Source organism: Yersinia rohdei ATCC 43380, from assembly GCF_000173775.1.
GTDB lineage: Bacteria > Pseudomonadota > Gammaproteobacteria > Enterobacterales > Enterobacteriaceae > Yersinia > Yersinia rohdei.
The window spans coordinates 1-24,354 of sequence record NZ_ACCD01000004.1; the positions used below are offsets into that span (position 1 = coordinate 1).

Below are 24,354 nucleotides of genomic sequence, written 5' to 3' on the forward strand. Positions count from 1 at the left end.
AAGTCAAAACGGTGGCTCTTGGTTGTCACTGCGCCCTGCGCCGCAACCCCCGCCAAGGGTTCAGCATAATCTGGGCGCTTCACCACTACGCGCTTGGTTGCCAATGCCCGCGCTGGTGCCAGTAAGCCATCCGCGTCTTCATCTGCGCCCACTAATGATTGGAATACCCGCATTTCCTTTTTAACTAGTGCGCTTTTTTGCCGGTGTGGATACATTGGGTCGAGGTAAACGACTTCGGGCCGTGGCTCAATGTCTGCCAGCGCGGTTAAGCTGGACGCATGCAACAATGTTAGGCGCTCGCGTAACCAGGGGCCAATCTCGGCATCCTGATAACCGCGACGCAAACCATCATCCAGCAATGCGGCGACCACGGGATTACGTTCCAGCATTTGGACATGGCAACCTAGCGCTGCCAGCACAAAAGCATCCCGCCCCAGCCCTGCGGTAGCATCAACCACTCGTGGCAAATAGCCTTTTTTGACACCCACCGCTTTGGCGACAGCCTCTCCGCGCCCGCCACCAAACTTGCGGCGATGGGCCTGAGTGCCGGAGACAAAATCAACATAGATGCCACCGAGTTTTGGCTCATCTCTTTTACGCAGTTCCAGGCGCTCTGGTGTTAATACCAGCGCCATAATCGCCTGCTCGTCAGACACCAATCCCCAGCGCTCGGCCAGAATAGACAAGGTGCCGGGATCGGCACCTTCTTCAGACAATAAACAAATACTTACCTGTGACACATTCTAGCCCTTAATACCGTAATGGCGCAGCATAGCATCCAACTGCGGTTCACGGCCACGGAAGCGCTTGAACAGGGTCATTGGCTCCTCTGAACCTCCGCGAGATAAAATGCTGTCAAGGAATGACTGCCCGGTTGCCGCATTGAAAATGCCTTCTTCCTCAAAGCGCGAGAAAGCATCGGCAGAGAGCACTTCTGCCCATAGATAGCTGTAATAACCCGCAGCATAACCACCGGCAAAAATATGGCTGAAAGCATGTGGGAAGCGGCCCCATGTTGGCGATGGCACCACTGCGACCTGTTTTTTCACTTCATACAAGACAGGCAAGATTTGTGCGCCCGTCAGTGGATTAAACTCATAATGCATGCGGAAATCGAACAGGCCAAACTCCAGCTGGCGCAGAATAAACAGCGCTGCCTGATAATTTTTCGCCGCCAGCAGTTTATCCAGCATTTCTTGCGGTAGTGGCTCGTTGGTTTGATAATGGCCAGAAATAAAGGCCAGTGCTTCCGGCTCCCAGCACCAGTTTTCCATAAATTGGCTTGGCAATTCGACCGCATCCCACGGCACACCATTAATACCAGAGACACCCGCAGTATCAATTTTGGTCAACATATGATGCAAACCATGACCAAATTCATGGAACAACGTGGTCACTTCATTATGAGTGAACAGCGCCGGTTTGCCCCCAACAGGCCCATTGAAATTGCAGGTCAGGTAAGCTACCGGTTTTTGTAATTGGCCATTTGCCAAACGCAAACTGCCAACACAATCATCCATCCAGGCCCCGCCGCGTTTATTTTCACGGGCGTATAAATCCAGATAGAAGCTGCCGCGCAGTTCGCCGCTAGCATCATATAGCTCGAAGAAACGCACATCCGGATGCCAGGTATCAACATCGTGGCGCTCTTTGGCGGTAATGCCATAAATGCGTTTCACCACCTCGAACAGCCCTTCCACTACTCGCTGTTCTGGGAAATAGGGCCGCAATTGTTCATCACTGATGGAGAACAAATGCTGTTTTTGTTTCTCGGAATAATAAGTGATATCCCAAGCCGCCAGCTCACTGACACCATAATGTTCTTTAGCAAAAGCCTGTAATTGAGCCAGTTCTTTTTCAGCTTGAGGGCGAGCACGTTTCGCCAAATCATTTAAGAAGCCCAGTACTTGATGTGGGCTTTCGGCCATCTTGGTCGCCAGTGATTTATCCGCATAGCTATTAAAACCAAGCAGTTGAGCCAATTCATGACGCAACGTCAGAATTTCTGCCATGATTTCGCTGTTATCCCATTTGCCTGCATTTGGCCCTTGATCAGAGGCGCGGGTGGCAAAAGCGCGGTACATTTCTTCGCGCAAATGGGCATTATCGGCATAAGTCAGCACCGGCAGGTAACTCGGCATGTCTAATGTCAGTAACCAGCCATCTTGCTCTTTGGCTTCGGCCATGGCTTTGGCGGCGGCCAATGCGCTTTCCGGCAACCCTTGCAGTTGATTCACATTGGTAATCAGCTTGCTCCAGCCCATAGTGGCATCGAGCACGTTATTGCTGTAGGTCGAGCCCAGCTCAGACAGGCGAGCGACGATTTCGCCATAACGTTTTTGTTGTTCCGGCTCCAGGCCAATACCCGATAACTGGAAATCACGTAGTGCGTTTTCCACTGCTTTGCGTTGCGGGGCCGTCAGGGCTTCAAACCCAGGCCCTTCTTTCAAGCTGACATAGGCCTGATACAAACCTTTATGTTGGCCGACCCAAGTGCCGTACTCAGACAACAATGGCAAACTTTGCTCATAAGCCGTGCGCAATTCAGGGCTATTTTTCACCGAGTTCAAGTGCCCCACTGGCGACCAAATCCGTGATAAACGATCGTCAGATTCAGCCAGCGGCTGGCACAAATTATCCCATGTGAAAGGCCCCGGCTGGGCAACTACCCGCTCCACCGCTTGACGGCATTCATCCAGAGCGGATTTCACCGCCGGCACGATATCTTCAGGGCGAATAGCAGAAAATGGCGGCAGGGAGAACGGAGTCAACAGCGGATTTGTCATAGGGTGTCCTGATTATTTTTTGAATTTCCGCGCCAGAATATGCCCAGCAGCAGAGAATAAATTACGGATGAATAATTAACATGAGGTCTGCCAGCATGAAAATCAATGGCCGGCGGGTTAATCAAGAACCTCGACCCGCTTAAATTGCTCAAAGACCAGCAGCATATCAGGAGAAAAACTCCCTGCGCGTTCAAAAAATTCCTGATGCTCTTGCTGCCAGTACGTCAGGCTTTTATCGCCCTCACCTTCTTGGGCGGCCATCTCTGCGGTGACATCGCAATAACGAACCAGTGTTAAGCTGATTGTCCTTATTACGCAAACCGGCTCATTTCGGCCATCGAGAATGACGTTGTAATCACCTATAGCCGGAGAAACCTCTGACTTATAAGCATGATACGAACCACATGAGGCCGTTTTAACCCCACTGATCACCAGTTGTGCCAGTTCATCAGCCATTTCAGGGCTATCGCCAAACGCCCAGTGCAGGGCGTCAGGGTATCGTTCGGCCAGAATCTTTTTATTCATTATTTTATCCATTCGTTTTGATATCCATCGCAGCGAGATGATGTATTCACCGCAAATTAATGCTTTTCACTTTTTATCCACCAGACAGTTTATACTAGTTGCCATAATGTGCTGACTGCGGTCTCTGACCAGGGTGCTTATTGCATCCACAGATAACAAGCGCTGTCACAATCTACAGCATATATTCTCACTAAATCACTGATTTATATTAGAATATCAATTGGTTAAAATAAAATGTTAAGTTACCGCCATAGCTTTCACGCCGGCAACCATGCCGACGTCCTTAAACACACGGTTCAAAGCCTGATTATTGAGTCTTTGAAAGAAAAAGAAAAACCTTTCCTCTATCTGGACACCCACGCCGGAGCTGGGCGCTACCAGCTGAGTGGCGAGCATGCCGAACGTACCGGCGAATACCTTGAAGGTATCGGGAAACTATGGCAACGCGATGATTTACCTGAAGATCTAGCCCCATACATGAGTGCCATCAACTATTTTAACCGGGCCGAGAAGTTGCGCTATTACCCAGGTTCACCTTTGATTGCACGTCATTTATTGCGCGAATACGACAAAATTCATCTAACAGAACTGCATCCAAGTGATTATCCACTGCTGCGCAATGAATTTGCCAAAGATGAGCGCGCCAAAGTGGTTCGAGCTGATGGTTATCAACAGCTTAAGTCACAATTGCCGCCAGCGTCACGCCGTGGTTTTATTCTGATTGACCCGCCGTATGAAATGAAAACTGATTATCAGGATGTGGTAAAAGGTATTCAGGAAGGTTATAAGCGTTTTGCAACGGGTACCTATGCCTTATGGTATCCAGTGGTTCTACGTCAGCAAATCAAACGTTTATTACGTGATCTGGAAGCCACTGGCATCCGCCGTATTTTGCAAATTGAATTGGCCGTACGCCCAGACAGTGACCAGCATGGCATGACCGCCTCTGGCATGATTGTTATCAACCCGCCGTGGAAACTGGAACAGCAAATGAACACTCTGTTGCCTTGGCTGCATAAGGCACTGGTTCCATCAGGCCACGGGCATACACTGGTCAAGTGGGTAGTCCCTGAATAAACCTAGCACCTGAATAAAATCGAGTCCTGAACAACATGAGTGCCTGAACAAAACTTAGTCTTGGAATAAGCTACCTATTAGAGTAATTGATGCAACCTTTGCGACAAAGTGCTGGCAAACGTTAAACTCTTAGGCAATTTTTTAAACGACTTGGAAACGACCCTGATGACCAAACATTACGATTATCTAGCAATTGGCGGTGGCAGTGGCGGGATTGCGTCGATCAACCGGGCTGCCATGTACGGCAAAAAATGTGCGCTGATCGAAGCAAAACAACTCGGCGGCACCTGTGTGAATGTCGGTTGTGTGCCGAAAAAAGTGATGTGGCATGCCGCGCAAATCGCGGAAGCGATTCATTTATATGGCCCGGATTACGGCTTCGATACCACAGTGAACCATTTCGATTGGAAAAAGCTGATTGCCAATCGTACTGCTTATATCGATCGTATCCATCAGTCTTATGAACGTGGTTTAGGCAACAATAAAGTTGATGTTATTCATGGATTTGCTCGTTTCATTGATGCCCATACTGTGGAAGTTAATGGCGAGAAAATAACCGCTGACCACATTTTGATAGCCACTGGTGGCCGCCCAAGCCGGCCAGATATTCCTGGTGCGCAATTCGGTATCGACTCCGATGGTTTCTTCGAGTTAGACGAAATGCCAAAACGGGTTGCCGTGGTGGGTGCTGGTTATATCGCGGTAGAAATCGCGGGTGTTCTCAATGGCTTAGGCACAGAAACACACCTGTTTGTACGCAAGCATGCGCCACTGCGTACTTTTGATCCGTTGATTGTTGAAACCCTGCTGGAAGTCATGAATACCGAAGGGCCGAAACTGCACACTGAATCAGTGCCAAAAGTGGTCATCAAAAATGCCGATGGCAGCCTAACGCTGCAACTGGAAAATGGCACAGAAGTTACTGTCGACCACCTGATTTGGGCGATTGGCCGTGAACCCGCAACGGATAACCTGAATCTGTCAGCCAGTGGTGTTAAAACCAATGACAAAGGCTATATCGAGGTTGATAAGTTCCAGAATACTAACGTTAAAGGTGTCTATGCCGTCGGCGATAATACCGGTGCCGTTGAACTGACTCCTGTAGCTGTGGCAGCGGGTCGCCGTTTGTCTGAGCGCCTGTTCAACAACAAGCCGGACGAGCATCTGGATTACAGTAATATCCCAACCGTGGTGTTCAGCCATCCGCCTATTGGCACCATAGGTTTGACGGAGCCACAAGCGCGCGAGAAATTTGGCGACGATCAGGTGAAAGTCTACAAATCTTCATTTACCGCGATGTACAGTGCCGTGACTCAGCACCGCCAGCCATGCCGGATGAAGTTAGTCTGTGTCGGGGCGGAAGAGAAAATTGTCGGTATCCACGGCATCGGCTTTGGTATGGATGAAATCCTGCAAGGATTCGCCGTAGCAGTGAAGATGGGCGCGACGAAGAAAGATTTCGACAACACTGTTGCTATCCACCCAACAGCTGCTGAAGAATTTGTAACTATGCGCTAAGGCCGAACAAAAAGAGCATGAAAGGCTATAAACCGCAGGGTTTATGGCCTTTTTTATTTCTTATTTAAACCACTCTATTTATCGCCAAGTTATTAAAATAATTATCACGATAGCTTTTAGCAAAATAGCGATTAATAGAATTTTTGAATACAAAATAGTATTGATAATAACGGCAACACTGCACGCCACGGAAATTGACCTCTGCGGTTGTGATAGGCATCGACTCTGCTATTATCAACAGATTAGCCGCCGTTTTATGTTATATTTTGTTGAATAATCATCTGCATAAGGCATGGATTAACGTCATTAAGGGGAATTATGCCGAACGCACCGCGCGACAACTTAACACCACTGGCCACGGGAATTAACACCGGTAAAAAAGCGATTTCCGCAGTGGAGCGAATAAGCGACCGGGTTAAAGCTTACCCTGCTATTGCCCATATTATTCGTGCAACAGATCGTTTTAATGACCGGCTGGGCAGTCAGTTCGGTGCGGCCATTACTTATTTTTCATTTTTGTCGCTGATCCCTATTTTAATGGTTTCTTTTGCTGCGGTCGGTTTTGTCCTGGCATCTAATCCTGACTTATTAGCTGAATTAATTAATAAAATTGTGAATACCATCAGTGACCCAAGTTTAGCTGCCACACTGAAAAACACCGTCAATACCGCCATTCAACAACGCACCACCGTCGGGCTGACGGGGTTAGCTATTGCGCTTTATTCCGGCATCAGTTGGATGGGAAATCTGCGCGAAGCCATTCGTGCTCAGTCCCGAGATGTATGGGAACGTAATCCGCAGGATCAAGAGAAATTCTATTACCGCTATGCCCGCGATTTTGTCTCACTCATCGGGTTGGTTATCGCCCTGATTATTACGCTGTCACTCACCTCTGTTGCTGGGGCGGCGCAGTCAGCGATTGTTAATGCATTAGGGCTGGGGGGAATTGAATGGTTGCGACCGGTGATGACATTAATCGCGCTATCCATCTCCATAGCAGCTAACTATCTGTTATTTTTATGGATATTCTGGATTCTTCCGCGCCATAAACCCAAGAAAAAAGCACTGCTGCGCGGCACATTAATTGCCGCTATCGGCTTTGAAATAATCAAATTTATTATGACCATGATGTTACCGCGCCTTGCCAGCTCCCCATCTGGGGCTGCTTTTGGCTCAGTGATCGGCTTAATGGCGTTTTTCTACTTTTTCGCCCGACTAACCTTATTCTGTGCCGCCTGGATTGCCACTGCCCGTTACGCCGAGGATGGCACCTTACCCCAAGAAACGAGCAATAAGGCAGAGCAAGAACCCGAACATACCAGCAACGTTTCACAGTAAATCCCGCCGGATAAAAACCGCCCCCATTAATGAGATATAAGTATTATGGGGGATGCTTACCCCGTAGATTTGTTACTACACTGATGGCTCGTCATGGAAAGTGAAGGAACACCTATGCCACGCTATATCAAGAAACCTTGGTTTTTACTGATATTACTCGCCGTGATATTACTCGCCGCAGGGTATAAATTGCGCTTCAGTAATGCCGATGCACTATGGAAAATTGTCAGCCAGCAATGTGTGCCCAATATGGCCACCGAGCATAACCCACAGCCTTGTATTGAAGTCGATACCCAAGATGGTTTTGTGGTCTACAAAGATATTCATGGGCCATTACAGTATTTATTGATGCCGACCGCTAAAGTCAGCGGTATTGAAAGCCCGCAATTATTGACCACCAGCAGCCCAAACTATTTCTTTGATGCCTGGCAAGCTCGCCATTATATGGCGGCTAAATATGGCGCTCCAATTGATGACTCCAATATCTCACTCGCCATAAATTCCAAATATGGGCGTAGTCAGGATCAGCTACATATCCATATTTCTTGTCTAAAACCACAGGTAAAAACCGCACTGGCGGCACAGGAAGCTGATTTCCGTCAACAATGGCAACCACTGCCCGGCGGCTTACTGGGGCATGATTATCTGGCTCGGCGCACAACGGCGGCGGAATTACTGCAATCGGGTGCATTTCTTCTGTTAGCAGATGAAGTGGCGGGTGCAAAAGACCACATGGGCGACTATGGTTTAGCCATGACCGCATTGCCAAATGGGGAGTTTTTACTGCTGGCCAGCAAAATAAGCCCATTGAAATTGCATCTTGCTTCGGTAGAGGAGCTGCAAGATCACAGTTGCAAGCTGCTCCCCCAGCCCCCCGCCATTTGATAAGTTATTTCTTTTGCTTCATTTGGCGCAAGAACGGCGCGCACTGATTTTTTTCGGCTTCGCTGGGAGAAATCAGCGCCAATAATGCCGCCGCCGGTGTTAACGCCACACCCAACACGGCGGCAATGGTTCCACGCGCAATCAATGCCTGTGTTTTTACACCGGTCTCTGGCCGCTTAAAGGTGCCTTTAACATACAGCGGAGAACGTAAAGTCAGAATTCGCAGCCCTTTGCTTTCTGGATTAATAGATAAATCCAGCCGCTCGGTGGCAAAGTTGAGATTCCCTGTAATGTTAATAACCGCATTCTCGGTGTCGATGATAAACAGGCGCGGTGTCGCCAAACCATTGCGCAGCTGAATATCTGCTACCGCACAGTTAATTTTCTCCTCCTTATCGCCAAACAACTTCTCCACCAGATAATTCCCCACATTCAAACCCAGCAATTCCATCAGGCTGCGGCTGATTAGTCCCTGATTCAGTAACAAACGCAGGTGACCATTGCTGGTTGCCAACAAAGCAGCAACTGAATTACCGGTAGCAGTGAATGACGCATCACCATTTAATTGCCCAAGGCTATTTCGCATCGCCTTTACCTGCGGTACCAGCTCTTTCAGTTGCAGGTGACGAGCATGCAAATCAACCTTGCCATACATGGGGTTTTTGTTGCCGTTAAGGCGCATAGTGGCATTGAGATTACCTCCCGCGATACCGAACCGCAGCGGGTCGAGCAGTAACTCGCCATTATTCAGCAGCAGATGAGTCGATAAATCAGTTAATGGTAATGATTTATCCCGGTCTATATGCTTGGCTGTATAGGTAATATCTGCATCCATGACATCCCAGCTTTTGGTATCAAACTTCTCGGTCGGCAACACTTTATTGGCCGGTTGTCGGTTTCGTTCACCACGTCGGGCTTTTTCCTGATTAGAATCAGCACCAATTAAAGGTGCCAAATCAGTAAAACGTAATTTTTCCGATGACAAATTGCCAGCGAGTGATGGGCGGGGCTGGCGGGCGGTATAGGTCAGATTGCCGTGAATATCGCTTTCACCAATTTTGCCGTTAAAGTTTTCATAACGATAAACCGTGCCATCGGATTGCTTGAGGCTAGTAATTAAGCGGCCATCCGTGTTGTAGGGCGGCGTGGCGGGCAGTAACACCCCAATCAGTGGATAGAGATTATCCAGGCTGGTACCAGAGAACGTTAATTGCAGATCCAACCCAGCCAAATTACCGGGGTCCGTTAAAGTACCCACCACCGTCGCTCTTGTGGTGCCAGAGCGCACATCAGCTTGTAGCGGAAATGGCACATTTGCATCACTCATCGACAGCATGCCGCCCATTTTCCCACTGCCGGTTAATGGCTGGCCCTGATACTTACCTTCAACTTTCCAACCAAAAATATAATCGGCCGTGTTACTTTTCACCTTATCCGCCAGCTGATTCCCTGTTTTCTGATTACGCACGCCAATGACCTCGGCAAACGGCAACGGCTTACCCAGAGGGTCAATCACGACCTGAAGGTCAGCTTTCAATATGGCGTCCTGCAGGTTTATCTCGCCGCGATCAAAAACAATGTCGTGGATATTTACCGACCAGGATGAAGGCGAGCTATCGCCCTGGGTCGGGCTATTCGCCAGATTAAATGTCCAATTGTTCTTGCCGTTAGCCAGCCGGCGCAAATTGGCATCCGGTTGTGTCAGCCAAATACGCGGTATCACCACTTTCTTGGCCAGCAGAGCCAAGGGTGCAATGCTGGCATCAACCCGTTTTAAGGTGACCATTTCTCCAGCGGGGAATGAGGTGGATTGCGTTTTGTCTGCCCCCTGCTCACTGACGAGATTCGCCGGGTTACCCAGCACCAAATCTTCCGCATGGATATGCGGCCAGGGCACCCAACCACGCCACCCCGGTTGAGAATCTTTCCGTGACCAATCCACTCCGAGGTTGCCGCGAATAGCAAAAGGACGTTGCAGCTCAACAGACACTTTTTCGTTAATCGTCGGTTTGAGGCGGTTCCAGTCGAAAGTTAAAACAAACACGATGACAGCGGCCAATAACAGCAGAATAACTGCGCTAACGCCCGCCAACACTTTTCCGGTCTTGGTCATAACTGCTCCATGCCAGTACTCATGATGTATAAAACCAAATCCACACCGAAGAGCGGCTCAAACAAGAGCCAATTCACGGTATTTGAATCGAAATATCATTAACTGATGAGAGTGCAGATTCAGAAGATGCCTTTAACTATAGTAGATTTAACCTTGGTTGATGAGAGTGCCCAAGGTTTGGGCAACTGAATCCGGGGGAGAGGGCGAAATAACACGAGGAATAGATATCACTGTTTCTTAAAGAAAAAGCCTTTTCGCAGCTGTCATTAACCGCAAAACAACATAGGAAGCGTTTGTAATCTATCAAATGTGGTTGGTCGGGAAAGATAATAACCCTGTGCCGCCGTCGCATCAGAGCGCTGTACCATTGCCCACTCCTCCGAGGTTTCTACCCCTTCCACAATCACCCCTTTACTGTATCTACCCATTAAGGTTATCAGTGTGAAAAACAGTTGGTTGCCAGCATCACTTTCCCGCAACACGATAAACAGGTCTCTGGCAACTTTGATGTATTCATAACGCCAACTGATAAATGAAGTGAAATTTGCCAGCCCGCTACCAAAATCATCCAGCCAGAGCCGGTCTGCTTCAGCAATGTGTGCAAAGGGGGTATCAAGGGAGGTATCGACATGTTCAAGCAATTCAAAGCGAATATAGGGCATGGCATCAATCAACAATTTTGCCTGGCGGTCATCTTGCATCTCCATTAGCGCTTGCCCATCAATATTGATAGAAACCAGCACCTCATGATGCATAAATATCGCATGCCACTGCTTAAGCATGGTCAGCTGTTCCAGCACTACATCCAGACGTGCGCGGATACTGATAGAATTAAAATAATCTTCCGGATTCAAGCGAGTATCCGGTGAGGAAGGATGAAAAACAGCCGTTAGCAACTCGATCGCCAGCAGCGCACCTGTGGTGCGATAGATAGGTTGAAAAGTATACCGACGCTGACATTGCCGCCAGAAGCTCTGTCCTTTATTTCGATCAATAGCGGCAAAGGATGGCGCAAGTAAACCTGATATTTTATTGGTCATCAGTTTAGTCGCCATGTTTCAGGGCACCTGACAGTTGCTGTAATCTGTATTGCAGCAAATCTGCTGACACCCAGTGGGGGATAATTTTTCTTCCAGAGATATTATCGACTCAGGTGACCAGAACTTTATATGTACCCAATAGATTTCAAAATGTATGCGAGCACGACACATTAAAGCCTTCTGTACCCAAAATGATTGGGATTGTGGGCAGGCCGCAAACGAGTAAATCCCGGTGAACTAACCTAAATCAGTGACTCGAGGATGTAACTGCCGCTAGCAGCCCTACAATTTCAAGTTATAAGTGTATACATTAGTTAACTCAATAATGCCATTAGCATTAATGGAGATAAATATGCCCTACGTAAATATTAAAATCACACGCGAAGGGGCGACTGCGGAACAGAAAAAGCAACTGATCGCCGGAGTCACCCAATTATTAGTCGATACACTGGGGAAAAACCCTGCAACCACCGTCGTCGTGATTGATGAAGTGGATACAGATAACTGGGGTATTGGCGGACACAGCGTTACCGACCTGCGAAAAACATCCTAATTGGGCTCTGAACTGCGGGAAACTTAGCTGTTTCCCGACCTATATCATAAAAAATTTAAAACGATGTTTTAATACTATTGACTCTGACTAAGCCAGCAGTGAGACTAACCTTATTTCGTCACTGATTCCTCCTTCAGAAATAGGCCTGTTTCCCATGACCAGCAAAAAGATTGCCGTTATCGGCGAATGCATGATTGAACTGTCACAAAAAGGTACCGACCTTAGCCGGGGCTTTGGCGGTGATACGCTAAATACCGCAGTGTATGTTGCCCGTCAGGTGTCACAGCAGGCCCTGAATGTGCATTACGTGACAGCATTAGGCACTGACAGCTTCAGTAATGAAATGCTGGAAGCCTGGCAGCAGGAAAACATCCACACTGACCTTATTCAGCGTATGGATAATAAACTGCCAGGGCTGTACTTCATCGAAACCGACAGCACGGGTGAGCGGACGTTCTATTACTGGCGCAATGATGCCGCGGCACGTTTCTGGCTCAGCAGCCCAGCGGCGGATGAAATCTGCCAACAGCTGGAAAAATTTGATTACCTGTACCTCAGTGGTATTAGCCTGGCAATCCTCGACAGCGCTTCACGCCAGCGGTTACTGAAATTGCTCCGCGCCTGTCGCGCCAATGGTGGCAAAGTTATCTTTGATAACAATTACCGCCCACGTCTGTGGCAAAGCAAGGAAGAGACTCAGGAAGCCTACCGCGACATGTTAGCTTGCACTGATATCGCGTTCCTGACTCTGGATGATGAAGATATGCTGTGGGGCGAGAAGCCACTGGAGCAAGTGATTGACCGGACTCAAGCTTTGGGTGTCAGTGAAATTATTGTCAAACGCGGTGCAGATTCTTGCATTGTTTGGGTGAAAGAGGGTTTTGAAGCACACCAATACGATGTACCTGCCGTGAAACTACCGAAAGAGAAAGTGGTAGATACAACGGCGGCTGGGGATTCCTTCAGTGCCGGTTACCTGGCGGTTCGCCTAACCGGTGGCAGCGCCCATGATGCGGCAATACGCGGCCATTTGACTGCCAGCACAGTGATTCAATATCGTGGCGCTATCATTCCACTGGCGGCAATGCCCGCAGTCTGATTGAATTACCCTCTGTTGGCGGGCACCCCACCAGCAGAGGATATCTCAGCAAGCCAAAATAAAGGCGAAGCAGCCCCTGAGGGCGTAACGACATAAATTGTCGGACGGCCCCAAGGAATGTGAACCCCGAAAAAAAAAGCCCAGGATTTCTATGTTGGGCTTTTTCATTGCGGAAATTCGGGTTATTGCGCAGTAGCCGGTGTTGGCGGCACAACCTCCGCAGCACTGATTGCGGGCGCGCCGCCTTCTGGCACCACAGTGTGTGGCGTCATAATCGCGTTATACGCATCCTGCAATGCTTTTACATTCACTTCCGGTTCGCCTTTGGGCTGGGTCAGAATCAACGTCGTTTCTTGCGATAATTGCTGTTTCAACTCCTGATTCAGCTCGGCCAACGTCAAATCTGATAAAAATGCCTGTCGCAGCTTCTGATATTGTTCTGGTGCAATATCCACCACACCACTTTGCTGTGAACGCAAACGCTGGCTCATCAGAATGTCGGTATCGGTGCGGGCATAGGTAGTGAACAATTTACTGAGTTGATCTTTTTTCTGCACCATTAAGGCATCAAACTCTGTCTGACTCAGGCCATTTTTGCGTAAATTAGTCAGCTCGCGGGCGACAAAACTCATTCCCGGCGTCAGATTATCAGCAGAAGTATTCAAGTGAATAGCACATTGCGCTCGCTGATATTGCACCCGACAATCAAAACCTAATTTCAGGTTCTTTTGATCACTTTTATCCAACACCTGCTGGATATGCCAGAACAAGGCTTCTCGCGCCAAATCACTGCGCCAATAACGACTTAATGCTTGAGAATCCTGAATGGGATGCCACGGGGTATCCCACATCAGCGACAACGTATCTTGCGCCGCCTGCTCGCTCATCAGGCTCACAGGCTCTGGTGGCAATGCCGCTAACATGGCCATAGGCGCTGGCGTAGTGCGTTTCCCTTTCAATTCAGAGAACGCTTTGCTGATTTGAGCAGCAATACTGCGGCTGTCAACATTCCCGACCACATATAACGTCATGGCATCTGGGGTATACCATTGCTGATAAAACTGTTTCAGCTTCTCTATATCAACGGGTTTTGCGACCGGTTGACCCGGATCATGACCAATCAAAGAAGAACCTTTAAGACGATAGCGCCACCAAGGTTCTTGAATATTTTGCGGGAAAGTCGCGATAGGATCGGTCGCACTATTCAACGCCGCATTGACTGTTTGTTCGCTGATTGCCAGCTTGCCACTGGTATCAGATAACCACGCCAATGCTTCTTTCAGCAGATCAGGGCGATTATTGGGCAAGCTAAGGCTGTATAAGGTGAAATCATAAGATGTAATCGCCGGTGGCAATGGGCGCTCATTATCAACCCCTTGCTGCCACAGCGACTGAAGTTGGGCAGGAGTAAAACTCGCGCTGCTCATTAATGCCAAACGTGGCAACAGATGGGCAAAACCAACTTGTTGGCTGCCTTCAGATAATGAGCCCGCATTCACCACCAGACGTAACTCGACCCTATCGCTAGGGCGCTGCGGTGTCGCCAGCAACTGCCATGAAAACCCGTTTTCTAACTTCCCCTGCTGCCAGGCAGGATCGGGTTGTAGTGCTTCAGCCTGCACATTACTGCTGGCGGCGGCCAACAATAACCCACCAACTATAAGACGAATTCTGGTGCCCTGCATGTGAACCCCTACTTAATAAACTATCCAATTTTAAAACAATACAATTTTACGTAAATCGCTCGTGTTTTCACGCGAACTGCCAGTGGTGAGTATGCCAGCACCTTATCTATGGTCACAATAGCGCCATCAAGCCTGTAACAATTCATCACTATAGCGTCATTATTGACTGAAAAATCAACGGTTATCGCCACCATAAAAACAGGAGGTGGGAGTGTACCATTCTGTTAGACCGCATGCTTTTGCCGATGTCACTCATCAGAGTAAAAAATAGTATCTAAATGGTAATTAGTATCAGAAAAAGAGGGATAAAGCTGAGATATTGCGAAGAAGTACTGCCGGTAACGCGGTGTCACCGGCAGTGATTTGACAGGATAAATTGCTTATTTCTTTGTTTGGGTTTTATCAGGAAGAAGCACCGGTTTTTATCTCACCATTAGGTACCGCTTTATTTGATAACACCGCTTGCAACTGGTCGTTATCCAACTGTTTACACCATTTGGCCACGACGATGGTTGCCACGCCATTCCCAACCAGATTCGTTAGCGCACGCGCTTCTGACATGAAACGGTCGATACCCAGAATCAGTGCCAATCCCGCCAAAGGTAAATGCCCAACGGCGGAGATGGTGGCCGCCAACACAATAAAGCCACTGCCCGTAACCCCTGCGGCACCCTTTGAAGAAAGCAACAGCACCACAAGCAGGGTGACCTGATGAATAACATCCATATGGGTATTGGTCGCCTGCGCGATAAATACCGCCGCCATAGTCAGGTAAATAGAGGTGCCGTCCAGGTTAAAAGAGTAACCGGTCGGAATAACCAGCCCCACTACAGATTTCTTACAGCCGGCTTTTTCCATCTTATCTAGCATGCGCGGCAGCACAGACTCCGAGGATGATGTCCCCAGCACGATAAGCAACTCTTCTTTTATATAGCGGATAAATTTGAAGATGTTGAAACCATTAAATTTCGCGATAGAACCCAGCACCACAACCACAAACAGAATACAGGTAGCATAGAAGCAGATAATCAGCTGGCCCAGTTGCACCAAGCTGCCCACCCCGTATTTACCGATAGTAAAGGCCATCGCACCAAAAGCACCAATAGGGGCCAGGCGCATAATCATATTGATGATGCCGAAGATAACGCGGGAGAAACTCTCGATAACATTGAAGATAAGCTGGCCTTTTTCACCCAAACGATGCAGGGCGAAACCGAACAGAACAGCAAACATCAATACTTGCAGAATATTACCGCTGGCAAAAGCACCGACGACGCTACCGGGAATGATGTCCAGTAGGAAAGGTATAATCCCTTGCTGCGAGGCTTGCTCAGCATAAAGTGCAACCGCTTTGGCATCGAGTGTCGCCGGGTCGATATTCATCCCAGCGCCGGGTTGCACCACGTTAACAATCACCAAGCCAATCAGTAGCGCAATTGTACTGACAATCTCAAAATAGAGCAGCGCAATGGCACCTGTACGGCCAACGGCTTTCATACTTTCCATGCCCGCAATACCGGTTACGACGGTACAGAAAATCACGGGTGCGATAATCATTTTAATTAGTTTAACAAATCCATCACCCAAAGGTTTCATTTGAGCGCCGAGTTCTGGGTAAAAATGGCCTAACAAAACGCCCAATGTAATCGCCGTTAACACCTGAAAATAAAGACTTTTAAATATTGAAGCTTTCATAACTATGTCCTTTTGGAGAAATACACGGCAGCTCGTCGCTTTGCTCTCAGTGATAATTGAATGACACTTCTTTTTTATCCGTGCTTGCGCGGAAAATAACACCCTCATAACAATATGGAAATTATTAGTTGCACTGGATTGCACCCTTGATGCGAAACTAAGAACTGAAACGCTTCAAGCGAAAGCAATAATGGAAATACAGTCAGATCAACCAGACAATTAACCCAAAATGATGGGTAACAGGAAAAGTGGGAAATAAGCGGGCCGGATAGGTGGAGAACAGAAGATTTGGGGGGGATATCTTGCCAGTAATGACCCCAGTGATGATGAAAACTCAGTTATTACGAAGACTCGGTGGTAACAGAATCGGTTATCACAAAATCGTACCCGTGGGTAAAAGTGTCGGGTAACAAACCCTGGGAAGCCGCCACTCGACACTTTTACCAACAACGGCCCCAGCACGGGCCGCTGTCGGGACTGTTTATTTACGCCCGTTCGGTTGCAATGTCTCCCCAACGTTGAGTAAGAATAGCTCATTATCACGGGTTGAGACACGGGCTGACCCATCGTCCATCCGGTAAGCGCCCTCAGTAAAACCCGCACCATTAAGGAAAGGTGCAACCGCCTGAGGCTTATTGCGCAATGAAGCCTCCAGCGCCAGTAATGCATAAGGCTCTATGGCATCTACATTTGCATATTGGCGATCGGGAGAATCCATAAAGAAGCCGTCAATATAGCGGGTTTTAATCATGTTATCGCCGATTTTCTCAGCTAATAACCGATAGTCTTCTACTTGGCTGGCATGATAGAGATCCAGTAATGCAAATAAGGCGTAGGGGTCACTGTTGGTGGTATCCAACTTGACCTTCACCTCTTTGCCAGGCGCTGAACCTAACTCACCCAGCCCTTGGTCATGGGCAATACCGCGAGCCACTTTCCACAGTAATGGGTCATTATCAATAGCATAGGCACGCGCGTAGGAAACCAAGAATTCATTGCCTGCTTTGTACGGCTTGAGCACTGTGCCTTTTTTGCCATAATAGCCATCTCGCGGGAGAGCGTAATTTGATAAATCTTGCCCATTGGCCATCATCGGGCGGAAAGTATTATCTTCAGCATTATAAGCATATTGAGCGAAAGCTTTCAGGCCATCCACAGTCCATTGCAGTAAATCTTGTCCCTGAGGCCCCAAATCTTTACCCAACTGCAACTGCATTAAGGCATTTTCAGAATACAGAGTGCTGGTGCGCCCTTTGAGCATCATGTTGCCTTCCAATGCTGTTGGGCCAAATTCTGGGCCAAACTGGCGCTGAGCACGATCACCAAATTTAGAATGGGTGTCGGCGTCGTCAGTGGGTTCCTCGCGCTTTAGCGCTTGCGTAAACTGATAAACGCCAAGACCCGTTTTGGCATCACGCGGTAACACATATTGATCTGCCAGCCGCTTGGCCCAAACTAATGCGCCTTGATCTTGCTGATGTTTATAGAGCAAAGATGCTGAATAAATCAGGTCATTGCCAGCATTGAGAAAACTCAGACCTTTAGTGGCAAAGAAAGGCGGTTGTTGCTCGAATTTACTTTCCCACAACGCCCCCATTGGCTTGCCATACTCGCCATGACGGCTGGTTTCGAGAATACGCCAATCATAGACATGGGCATTCCAAAAACCGCGAATAAAGCGGGTGGTGGCATCACTGTCGACACTAAACATCAGGTCATAATAGGGATAAGCATTTTTCAGCTCATGCACCATTTCTTTTTCACTTGGCCCTTCTGGTTGCAGGGTTTTCAGATCAACAAACCGGTGACCGCCCCAATACAGCAAGCCACTTGGGTCTTGATAGTTCTGGAAATGATAGCGAACAATATCTTCCGCACGTTTCTGATAACGAGGGTCGCCACTCAACTGACTCAAGCCACTCATCACACGCATTAGATTTTGCTGTGCGGAGAAGTTTGATAACACCGCCCGACGGCCATCGGGGAATATCCATTCCAATTGCTGCCCAGTGCGGGGGTCAACACCGTCCGCCAACAGCGGGCTGGGCGTATCACCATGATAAGTATCCGATGCCTTATGTAACACATTATCGACGTACTGTTTTACTACCGAGAGGCGATCAGTCTGTGCTGCCTGTCCGGCGGGTATATACATCATTGCCAAGGCTGCCATACTCAAAAATAACGCACTTTTTTTCATTATTTTATTACCTGTCAAAGTCGTTACAGCGAGGTGTGACCCTAAAGGTCAGAATTTAATTAAACTGCAGACAAAGTTGATTGGAGATAAACCGCGTAAGCCGGCGGAGCGCCCATAGCTGCCGTCGCTCCGACGGAGTCGGAACTGAATATGTCGCTTTGTCATTAATATAATTTAATTATTTCAGATCATCAGAAACTATATTTGACCCCTACACGATAACGAGTTTGGCGTTCATCTGTTTTTTTACTGCCGGAGACATTACCAATAGCCATATAAGGAGACCAGCTTTTATCCCACTTATAAGTTAATTTGAAATCATGGCTCCAATCATAATTCTCATTATTAGACAGTACCACACCGGCTTTATTGGCTTGCTTGTAGTCTAGCTCATAGTCTAATTGATAATTTTTGCTAATTTTATAGCTGAGAACACTCGTCAGATTATAGCCATGTTCTGAAGTATCTTTTGGTGTATTAATATTGGCGCTGGTGCGTTTGTAATAAGGGCGATAACGCAATGAAACAGAGAGGTCATCAATGATATTTGCCTTACCACGCAGATAAGGGCGATAGCTGTTAGCGGTAGAACTTGAATCTAATGAGAAGCCGGGCTCGAGAGAGAATGTTTTATCAATTTTATACACATAGCTGGCAACCACTTCTGTGCCATTACTCACGCCTTCATGGAAGGGTTTATCTTTGTCAGAAGCACTTTTCCATTTACCTTCCAGAGACAACCCAAAGCCATTAGCAAAGCGGTGAGACATTAATAAACGGTCTTTATGATTATTACCACTTTGGTCTTGTGTTTCATGACGATAGTCAATAGTTACTGCCATTGCGCTGGTGCTGATAAGTGATGCAATTGCCAGAGATAATAATTTAAATTTCATTACAGCTACCTTATTTTAATAAATAAAAATAATTATTATGATAAATACAAAGTTAACTTATGAAACGCTATTTTATTTATTTTGATATAAAGTTCCGAGATCGAAGGCTAATAGTTATAAATTAATTAAACAAATGTTCATTTATGTGACAAAGTTCAAAGTAATTAACTTTACTTAATGCACTTATGCCGACAGAATTCGGTCACATCCTAGGCGTAGTAAGGGATTGATGCTATTTTCTGTGAGGTTTTCTGCGTAATAAATAGTCTTGACTAATTATGATAAAATATTGTATGCAGAAAAAAATAAAATCAATAATATCAAGGGCAATATTTTCATTTGGTTATTATTATTGATTTTAATTAAGTTAATATAATTGAGAATACTTTTGAAATCCCTGTAAAAAAAAGCAATAAATATGCACGCCAGTAAGTCTTGCCTAGGTTTCTATTTATAGTAATTAAGACTTAATATGAGAAAGGATAATTGTTGAATTTGACGAAAAGATATCTGCTATAGAAACAACCGGGGAAGGTAAAGGCGCGGCCCTTATGAGCCCAAGGGCGGCCGAGTAACCAAGTAACCAAGTAACCAAGTAACCAACACAGCTAGCACCTCAAGGGCGCAGTGTATAGCGGGTCTCAAACTCCTCGCGTGGTAACGCCTTTGAAAATAAAAAACCCTGCCCGTAATGAATGCCGTGCGCTAATAGCCATTGGCGCTGTTCATCGGTTTCTATCCCTTCGGCAATCACTCTTAGTTTTAGCACCTCGGAAATAGTGCTGATAATACGCGCCATGACATCATCTTCTGGCAAGTGTTTGACAAAGATTTTATCCAGCTTAATTGCGCTAATTGGCAAATCTTTCAGGTGGTTGAGATACTGTAGGCTTGAGTATCCCATACCAAAATCATCCAGTGCGATAGATAAACCCAGGCCTTGTAATTCACGCAATAACATCAGGGCTTCATCCAGATCCTGAAGGCGGGCGGTCTCGGTTATCTCTAAGATAAGCTGGCGCGGGTTTATTTGATAGTGACTGATTATGGTTTTTAAATGGGGTAGAAATTGATCACTTTTCACCTGCAACCCTGAAATATTGACAGCCAGAGACAAAGTAATGCCCTGCGCCTTCCAATCAGCCAGAATGCGGCACGCCTCTTCCAGAACCCAATTTCCTAGTGGAACCATCACCCCGCCTTCTTCTGCCCCAGGGACAAATTCAGAAGGTGATTGATAGCTGCCATCAGCCTGACGCCAACGCAGTAATGCTTCCGCGCCGATAACCCGCGGCTGTTGCATATCCCATTGCGGCTGCAAAAATAGAACAAAATCTTGATTATCAATCGCCTGCAAAATGTCATTTTCTTGTGTCAGCCGTTTTTGCGTTTTTTCCGTCAAACGCGGTTCGAAGACTACAATTTGGTTTCTCCCCTGATGGTGGGCGGCCATCATGGCGGTACTGGCATTGCGCATCAAGCATTCGGCAGTTTCATTTTGAGATTGATAATCTGTTATTCCGATACTGGCACTGGGCCGCAGTTGCATATTGCTAAATATTAATGGCTGGGTGATTTGGGTCATAATCCGCCGCGCCAGTTGCATGGCTGGGAATGGGCGGCTGATGCCCCTGGCCAGCACAGCAAATTCGGTTTTGCTCAGTTGTGCCAATAAGCTTTTTTCATCAAGACACTGTTCCAATCGTTGCGCCATTGTCAGCGAGAGTTGCTGATGCTGCTCTTCAGTCATTACACCGGAAACCTCTTGTAAGGTTTCAATACCAATGACTAACAGATGAAATTTCTCACACTGCATACCACTGGCAATATCTTCTTCGAGCAGGTGCATAAACAGTGAGCGGTTGGGCAATTGGGTAACAGGAAAGCGGCTATAAATACGGTTCATGTCCGTATAAGCCTCCGCTAACAGTTGCTGGTTACGATTATAATTATGCACCAGCACCCCCAGTTCATCATCCTGATGATAAGCAGGCATAGTAAGTTGGTGATTTAACACACCTTGATGACCGATTTTATCTAACTCTTTGGCCATGGCCCGGAGTGGGTGAATAATTAAGCGATTAATACACCAGGCAATAGAAACCGATAGCACCAATGCTAGCAGTAAATAAGTAGACAACATTGCCGATAGCGCACTGAGAATGAACTGATACATGCGAAAGGAATCGGCACGCAACACCAAATGCGCCAATGGCTGCGGGTTCGCAGACACCCGTTCCAGTGAATATAGCGGAACAGTTATCTCTACTGGCAAAGAAAAAACACGTTTCGCCCAGCGGGGAACAGGCCGTTCCGTGGGGAAATTAGCGTTTAAGACCTGGATTTGGTTTGGCAATATGACTTCGGCACGGCTAATAACGCCAATGGGCAGCAAGCTATTGAGGACTTGTTTGGCTTGCGGAATATCAACATTCAAAATAGCTTCAGATAGGGGTTGGCGAATTGAATAAGCGGCGCTCTCCAACTGCTTGGCGTAATCATCTTTGCGCTGCTGCACAAAGTGGAACAACTGAAGGATGATAAAAATACAGATAGTCACCAGTGCGACCACTGCCACTGCTGCCATTTGTTTAATCGTTAACGAACGCCTTACCCGCAAACTCGTTCTCCGCCAATTCCGACTGAATAAAATAAAATAGTTGCCACAATTTAATGGCTGCTCGTCGACTCTGTCTGAGTATACTCGATCGCCTCCACATTTTATCTGTGATGACTAACCGGAGGGAAGAATACCGTGGGTTTCAGTCTTTTCCTATCGAGATAACAACATCAATGCGCTACTTCACCCTTAAATGTTCATTTTTCATGAGAGTCAGGGCGTCCAGCAGGTGATTTAATTTCGGTGTGGCGTGCTGTTTATAAAAAAAACGCCGAATAATCGGCGTTTTTATATTTAATGAATAGCATATTTAGCCAGAAATTCTTAACTGGCTTTATCTGCTTCATCTTGATCAACAGCAAAACAGGCCACCATTTGGTCACCGTATTTCTTCAGTTGCGGTTGCAGTTGAGTACAGGTGCCGAATGCCCGACGGCAACGCGCATTAAATGCACAGCCAGGCGGTGGGCTCATTGGGCTTGGTAACTCACCTGTCAGCTTAATACGCTCACGGCGCATATCCGGGTTGAGCCGTGGTGTCGCCGATAACAATGCTTGAGTATAGGGGTGGCGTGGGTTGTTAAAAATGGCCTCTTTACTGCCTTTTTCAACACAACGCCCCAGATACATCACCATGACTTCATCGGCAATATGCTCAACCACTGACAGATCATGGGAGATAAAGACATACGACAGCCCCAGCTCCTGTTGCAAATCCATCATCAGGTTCAATACTTGCGCCCGCACTGACACATCCAGCGCAGAAACAGGTTCATCGGCAATCACCACATCTGGATTCAACATTAACCCGCGCGCGATGGCGATGCGCTGGCGCTGACCGCCGGAAAACATATGTGGATAGCGGTCATAATGTTCGGTTTTTAAACCGACTTTTGCCATCATCGCCAAGGTTTTTTCACGACGTTCTTTGCTGCTAAGCTTGGTATTGATTTGCAACGGCTCTTCCAGAATCTGCCCCACTTTCTTGCGTGGATTCAGTGAACCATAAGGGTTCTGGAACACAATCTGGATTTTCTGGCGGCGCAGTTTTTCAGCACTTTCATCCGGTTTGAGCAAATCCTGACCTTGGTAGTAAAGCTCACCACCGGTAGGGATTTCTATCATCGTCAGTAAACGGCCCAGTGTGGATTTACCGCAGCCGGACTCCCCAACCACCGCTAAAGTTTTACCCCGCTCCAATGTGAAAGACACACCATCAAGCGCTTTAACCAAACGCTCTGGGGCAAATAACCCTTTTTTAACCGGATAGTATTTCTTTAAATCAATAGCTTGCAACAGTGGTTTGGTTGCTTGTGATTCATTTTTCATTTCAATCGGTTGACTCATAAGGTCGGCCTCCCCGCATCATCAAGCGGTGTATGGCATTTAACCTGACGCCCCGCCGGCCCCAATAACTCTGGCTCTTCACTGCGGCAACGATCGTTAGCATACGGGCAACGTGGGTTAAGCAAGCAGCCTTCAGGCCGGTCATATTTACCCGGAACCACACCCGGCAAAGAGGCTAACCGTGCTTTATCCTGTGCAAACTCCGGTAGCGCCCGCAATAATGCCTGGGTATAGGGATGCCGTGGTGTGCGGAAAATTTCTGACGATTTGCCGGTTTCAACCACCTGACCGGCATACATCACAATAATATGATGAGCAGCCTCAGAAACTAATGCCAGGTCATGAGTAATCAACAACAGCGCCATATTTTCGCGCTGCTGTAATTCCAACAGCAATTCAATAATCTGCGCCTGGATAGTGACGTCCAGTGCTGTTGTCGGCTCATCAGCAATTAACAATTTAGGCCGGCAAGCAATCGCCATTGCAATCATTACGCGCTGGCTCATCCCGCCAGAAAGTTGGTGTGGATAAACATCCAACCGTGAGGCCGGATCAGGTATCCCCACTAAGGTCAGTAAATCCACTGCCCGCTGATGACGGGTTTTGCGGTTGCCCCCCTGATGTACCTTCAGTGCTTCCATAATTTGGAAACCGACGGTATAGCACGGGTTAAGGCTGGTCATTGGGTCTTGGAAGATCATCGCGATTTCCGATCCCACCAACTGACGCCGCTCTTTTTCAGATATTTTCGTCAAGTCGCGGCCATTAAACTCCAGTTTGTCGGCCATCACTTTACCGGGGTAATCAATCAGCCCCATGATTGCCAGTGAACTGACCGATTTTCCGGAGCCAGATTCGCCGACAATCCCGACCACCTGACCTTGCTCAATGCTGTAACTGATGCGGTCTACTGCTTTGAACGGCGCGCCTTCGTCACCGAAGTGCACCGATAATTTATCTACATTTAAAAGTGCCAT

The 24,354-nt window shown here is 47.5% G+C and carries 18 protein-coding genes; 6 read left to right on the forward strand and 12 right to left on the reverse strand.

Annotation, left to right across the window (positions count from 1 at the left end; all coding sequences use genetic code 11):
* The 3 genes from rsmJ to YROHD0001_RS13075 form a co-directional block, all read right to left on the reverse strand.
* The coding region (rsmJ, locus tag YROHD0001_RS13085) for a 16S rRNA (guanine(1516)-N(2))-methyltransferase RsmJ (RefSeq protein WP_004713784.1) at window positions 1-740 on the reverse strand (740 nt) is incomplete at its 3' end.
* Window positions 741-743: 3 nt separating this feature from the next.
* Window positions 744-2,786 (reverse strand): oligopeptidase A, encoded by a 2,043-nt coding sequence (gene prlC / locus YROHD0001_RS13080; RefSeq protein ID WP_004713785.1) that lies wholly within the window; start codon window positions 2,784-2,786, stop codon window positions 744-746.
* Window positions 2,787-2,903: 117 nt separating this feature from the next.
* Window positions 2,904-3,311, reverse strand: a complete 408-nt coding sequence (locus YROHD0001_RS13075) for an ASCH domain-containing protein (RefSeq protein WP_032816307.1) — start codon at window positions 3,309-3,311, stop codon at window positions 2,904-2,906.
* A gap of 234 nt (window positions 3,312-3,545) precedes the next feature.
* Here YROHD0001_RS13075 and YROHD0001_RS13070 point away from each other — a divergent pair, with 234 nt between their 5' ends.
* From YROHD0001_RS13070 to YROHD0001_RS13055, 4 genes are all read left to right on the forward strand, one after another.
* Window positions 3,546-4,388: a 23S rRNA (adenine(2030)-N(6))-methyltransferase RlmJ gene (locus YROHD0001_RS13070; RefSeq protein WP_004713787.1), complete on the forward strand. Its 843-nt coding sequence runs from the start codon at window positions 3,546-3,548 to the stop codon at window positions 4,386-4,388.
* Between the two features lie 165 nt (window positions 4,389-4,553).
* Window positions 4,554-5,906, forward strand: coding sequence for a glutathione-disulfide reductase (gene gorA / locus YROHD0001_RS13065; RefSeq protein WP_004713788.1), 1,353 nt, complete (start codon window positions 4,554-4,556; stop codon window positions 5,904-5,906).
* Window positions 5,907-6,224: 318 nt separating this feature from the next.
* Window positions 6,225-7,244, forward strand: coding sequence for an inner membrane protein YhjD (gene yhjD / locus YROHD0001_RS13060; protein WP_004713790.1), 1,020 nt, complete (start codon window positions 6,225-6,227; stop codon window positions 7,242-7,244).
* 114 nt (window positions 7,245-7,358) lie between these two features.
* Window positions 7,359-8,129, forward strand: coding sequence for a CDP-diacylglycerol diphosphatase (locus tag YROHD0001_RS13055; RefSeq protein WP_032816308.1), 771 nt, complete (start codon window positions 7,359-7,361; stop codon window positions 8,127-8,129).
* A gap of 4 nt (window positions 8,130-8,133) precedes the next feature.
* On the opposite strand, the gene YROHD0001_RS13050 is transcribed toward YROHD0001_RS13055, so the two are convergent.
* Window positions 8,134-10,242: an AsmA family protein gene (locus tag YROHD0001_RS13050; protein ID WP_004713792.1), complete on the reverse strand. Its 2,109-nt coding sequence runs from the start codon at window positions 10,240-10,242 to the stop codon at window positions 8,134-8,136.
* Between the two features lie 266 nt (window positions 10,243-10,508).
* Window positions 10,509-11,297 (reverse strand): cyclic-guanylate-specific phosphodiesterase, encoded by a 789-nt coding sequence (gene pdeH / locus YROHD0001_RS13045; RefSeq protein ID WP_004713793.1) that lies wholly within the window; start codon window positions 11,295-11,297, stop codon window positions 10,509-10,511.
* Between the two features lie 337 nt (window positions 11,298-11,634).
* Between pdeH and YROHD0001_RS13040 the strand changes: the two genes are divergently transcribed.
* Both YROHD0001_RS13040 and kdgK read left to right on the forward strand, forming a co-directional pair.
* Window positions 11,635-11,835: a 2-hydroxymuconate tautomerase family protein gene (locus YROHD0001_RS13040; protein ID WP_032816310.1), complete on the forward strand. Its 201-nt coding sequence runs from the start codon at window positions 11,635-11,637 to the stop codon at window positions 11,833-11,835.
* 154 nt (window positions 11,836-11,989) lie between these two features.
* Window positions 11,990-12,934 (forward strand): 2-dehydro-3-deoxygluconokinase, encoded by a 945-nt coding sequence (kdgK, locus tag YROHD0001_RS13035; RefSeq protein WP_004713795.1) that lies wholly within the window; start codon window positions 11,990-11,992, stop codon window positions 12,932-12,934.
* Between the two features lie 182 nt (window positions 12,935-13,116).
* Here kdgK and YROHD0001_RS13030 read toward each other — a convergent pair whose 3' ends face one another.
* The 7 genes from YROHD0001_RS13030 to dppD all read right to left on the reverse strand — a co-directional run bounded on the left by YROHD0001_RS13030 (window position 13,117) and on the right by dppD (window position 24,354).
* Window positions 13,117-14,619, reverse strand: a complete 1,503-nt coding sequence (locus tag YROHD0001_RS13030; protein WP_004713798.1) for a M16 family metallopeptidase — start codon at window positions 14,617-14,619, stop codon at window positions 13,117-13,119.
* A gap of 402 nt (window positions 14,620-15,021) precedes the next feature.
* Complete coding sequence (locus YROHD0001_RS13025; protein WP_004713799.1) at window positions 15,022-16,314, reverse strand: dicarboxylate/amino acid:cation symporter; 1,293 nt, start codon at window positions 16,312-16,314, stop codon at window positions 15,022-15,024.
* Between the two features lie 481 nt (window positions 16,315-16,795).
* Window positions 16,796-18,514: a pectate lyase gene (locus YROHD0001_RS13020; protein ID WP_032816311.1), complete on the reverse strand. Its 1,719-nt coding sequence runs from the start codon at window positions 18,512-18,514 to the stop codon at window positions 16,796-16,798.
* A gap of 191 nt (window positions 18,515-18,705) precedes the next feature.
* A complete protein-coding gene (locus YROHD0001_RS13015) occupies window positions 18,706-19,410 on the reverse strand; it encodes an oligogalacturonate-specific porin KdgM family protein (protein WP_004713803.1) in 705 nt (234 codons plus the stop codon).
* A gap of 616 nt (window positions 19,411-20,026) precedes the next feature.
* Window positions 20,027-22,030 carry a biofilm formation regulator HmsP gene (hmsP, locus tag YROHD0001_RS13010; RefSeq protein ID WP_211206078.1) on the reverse strand — a complete coding sequence of 668 codons (2,004 nt, stop codon included), beginning with the start codon at window positions 22,028-22,030 and terminating at the stop codon, window positions 20,027-20,029.
* A gap of 324 nt (window positions 22,031-22,354) precedes the next feature.
* Entirely contained in the window at window positions 22,355-23,359 is a 1,005-nt protein-coding gene (dppF, locus tag YROHD0001_RS13005) for a dipeptide ABC transporter ATP-binding subunit DppF (RefSeq protein ID WP_004713806.1), read from the reverse strand.
* A gap of 14 nt (window positions 23,360-23,373) precedes the next feature.
* The gene (gene dppD / locus YROHD0001_RS13000; protein WP_004713807.1) at window positions 23,374-24,354 is read right to left on the reverse strand and encodes a dipeptide ABC transporter ATP-binding protein; all 981 of its coding nucleotides are present in this window, start codon (window positions 24,352-24,354) and stop codon (window positions 23,374-23,376) included.

What these genes read in the sequence shown, in the direction of transcription:
- YROHD0001_RS13070 (WP_004713787.1), top strand. Translation starts at nt 3,546, where the DNA reads ATGTTAAGTTACCGCCATAGCTTTCACGCCGGCAACCATGCCGACGTC.
- kdgK (WP_004713795.1), top strand. Translation starts at nt 11,990, where the DNA reads ATGACCAGCAAAAAGATTGCCGTTATCGGCGAATGCATGATTGAACTG.
- YROHD0001_RS13020 (WP_032816311.1), bottom strand. Translation starts at nt 18,514, where the DNA reads ATGAAAAAAAGTGCGTTATTTTTGAGTATGGCAGCCTTGGCAATGATG.
- YROHD0001_RS13015 (WP_004713803.1), bottom strand. Translation starts at nt 19,410, where the DNA reads ATGAAATTTAAATTATTATCTCTGGCAATTGCATCACTTATCAGCACC.
- pdeH (WP_004713793.1), bottom strand. Translation starts at nt 11,297, where the DNA reads ATGGCGACTAAACTGATGACCAATAAAATATCAGGTTTACTTGCGCCA.
- gorA (WP_004713788.1), top strand. Translation starts at nt 4,554, where the DNA reads ATGACCAAACATTACGATTATCTAGCAATTGGCGGTGGCAGTGGCGGG.
- YROHD0001_RS13040 (WP_032816310.1), top strand. Translation starts at nt 11,635, where the DNA reads ATGCCCTACGTAAATATTAAAATCACACGCGAAGGGGCGACTGCGGAA.
- YROHD0001_RS13025 (WP_004713799.1), bottom strand. Translation starts at nt 16,314, where the DNA reads ATGAAAGCTTCAATATTTAAAAGTCTTTATTTTCAGGTGTTAACGGCG.
- YROHD0001_RS13030 (WP_004713798.1), bottom strand. Translation starts at nt 14,619, where the DNA reads ATGCAGGGCACCAGAATTCGTCTTATAGTTGGTGGGTTATTGTTGGCC.
- yhjD (WP_004713790.1), top strand. Translation starts at nt 6,225, where the DNA reads ATGCCGAACGCACCGCGCGACAACTTAACACCACTGGCCACGGGAATT.
- YROHD0001_RS13055 (WP_032816308.1), top strand. Translation starts at nt 7,359, where the DNA reads ATGCCACGCTATATCAAGAAACCTTGGTTTTTACTGATATTACTCGCC.
- prlC (WP_004713785.1), bottom strand. Translation starts at nt 2,786, where the DNA reads ATGACAAATCCGCTGTTGACTCCGTTCTCCCTGCCGCCATTTTCTGCT.
- YROHD0001_RS13075 (WP_032816307.1), bottom strand. Translation starts at nt 3,311, where the DNA reads ATGAATAAAAAGATTCTGGCCGAACGATACCCTGACGCCCTGCACTGG.
- YROHD0001_RS13050 (WP_004713792.1), bottom strand. Translation starts at nt 10,242, where the DNA reads ATGACCAAGACCGGAAAAGTGTTGGCGGGCGTTAGCGCAGTTATTCTG.
- dppF (WP_004713806.1), bottom strand. Translation starts at nt 23,359, where the DNA reads ATGAAAAATGAATCACAAGCAACCAAACCACTGTTGCAAGCTATTGAT.
- dppD (WP_004713807.1), bottom strand. Translation starts at nt 24,354, where the DNA reads ATGGCACTTTTAAATGTAGATAAATTATCGGTGCACTTCGGTGACGAA.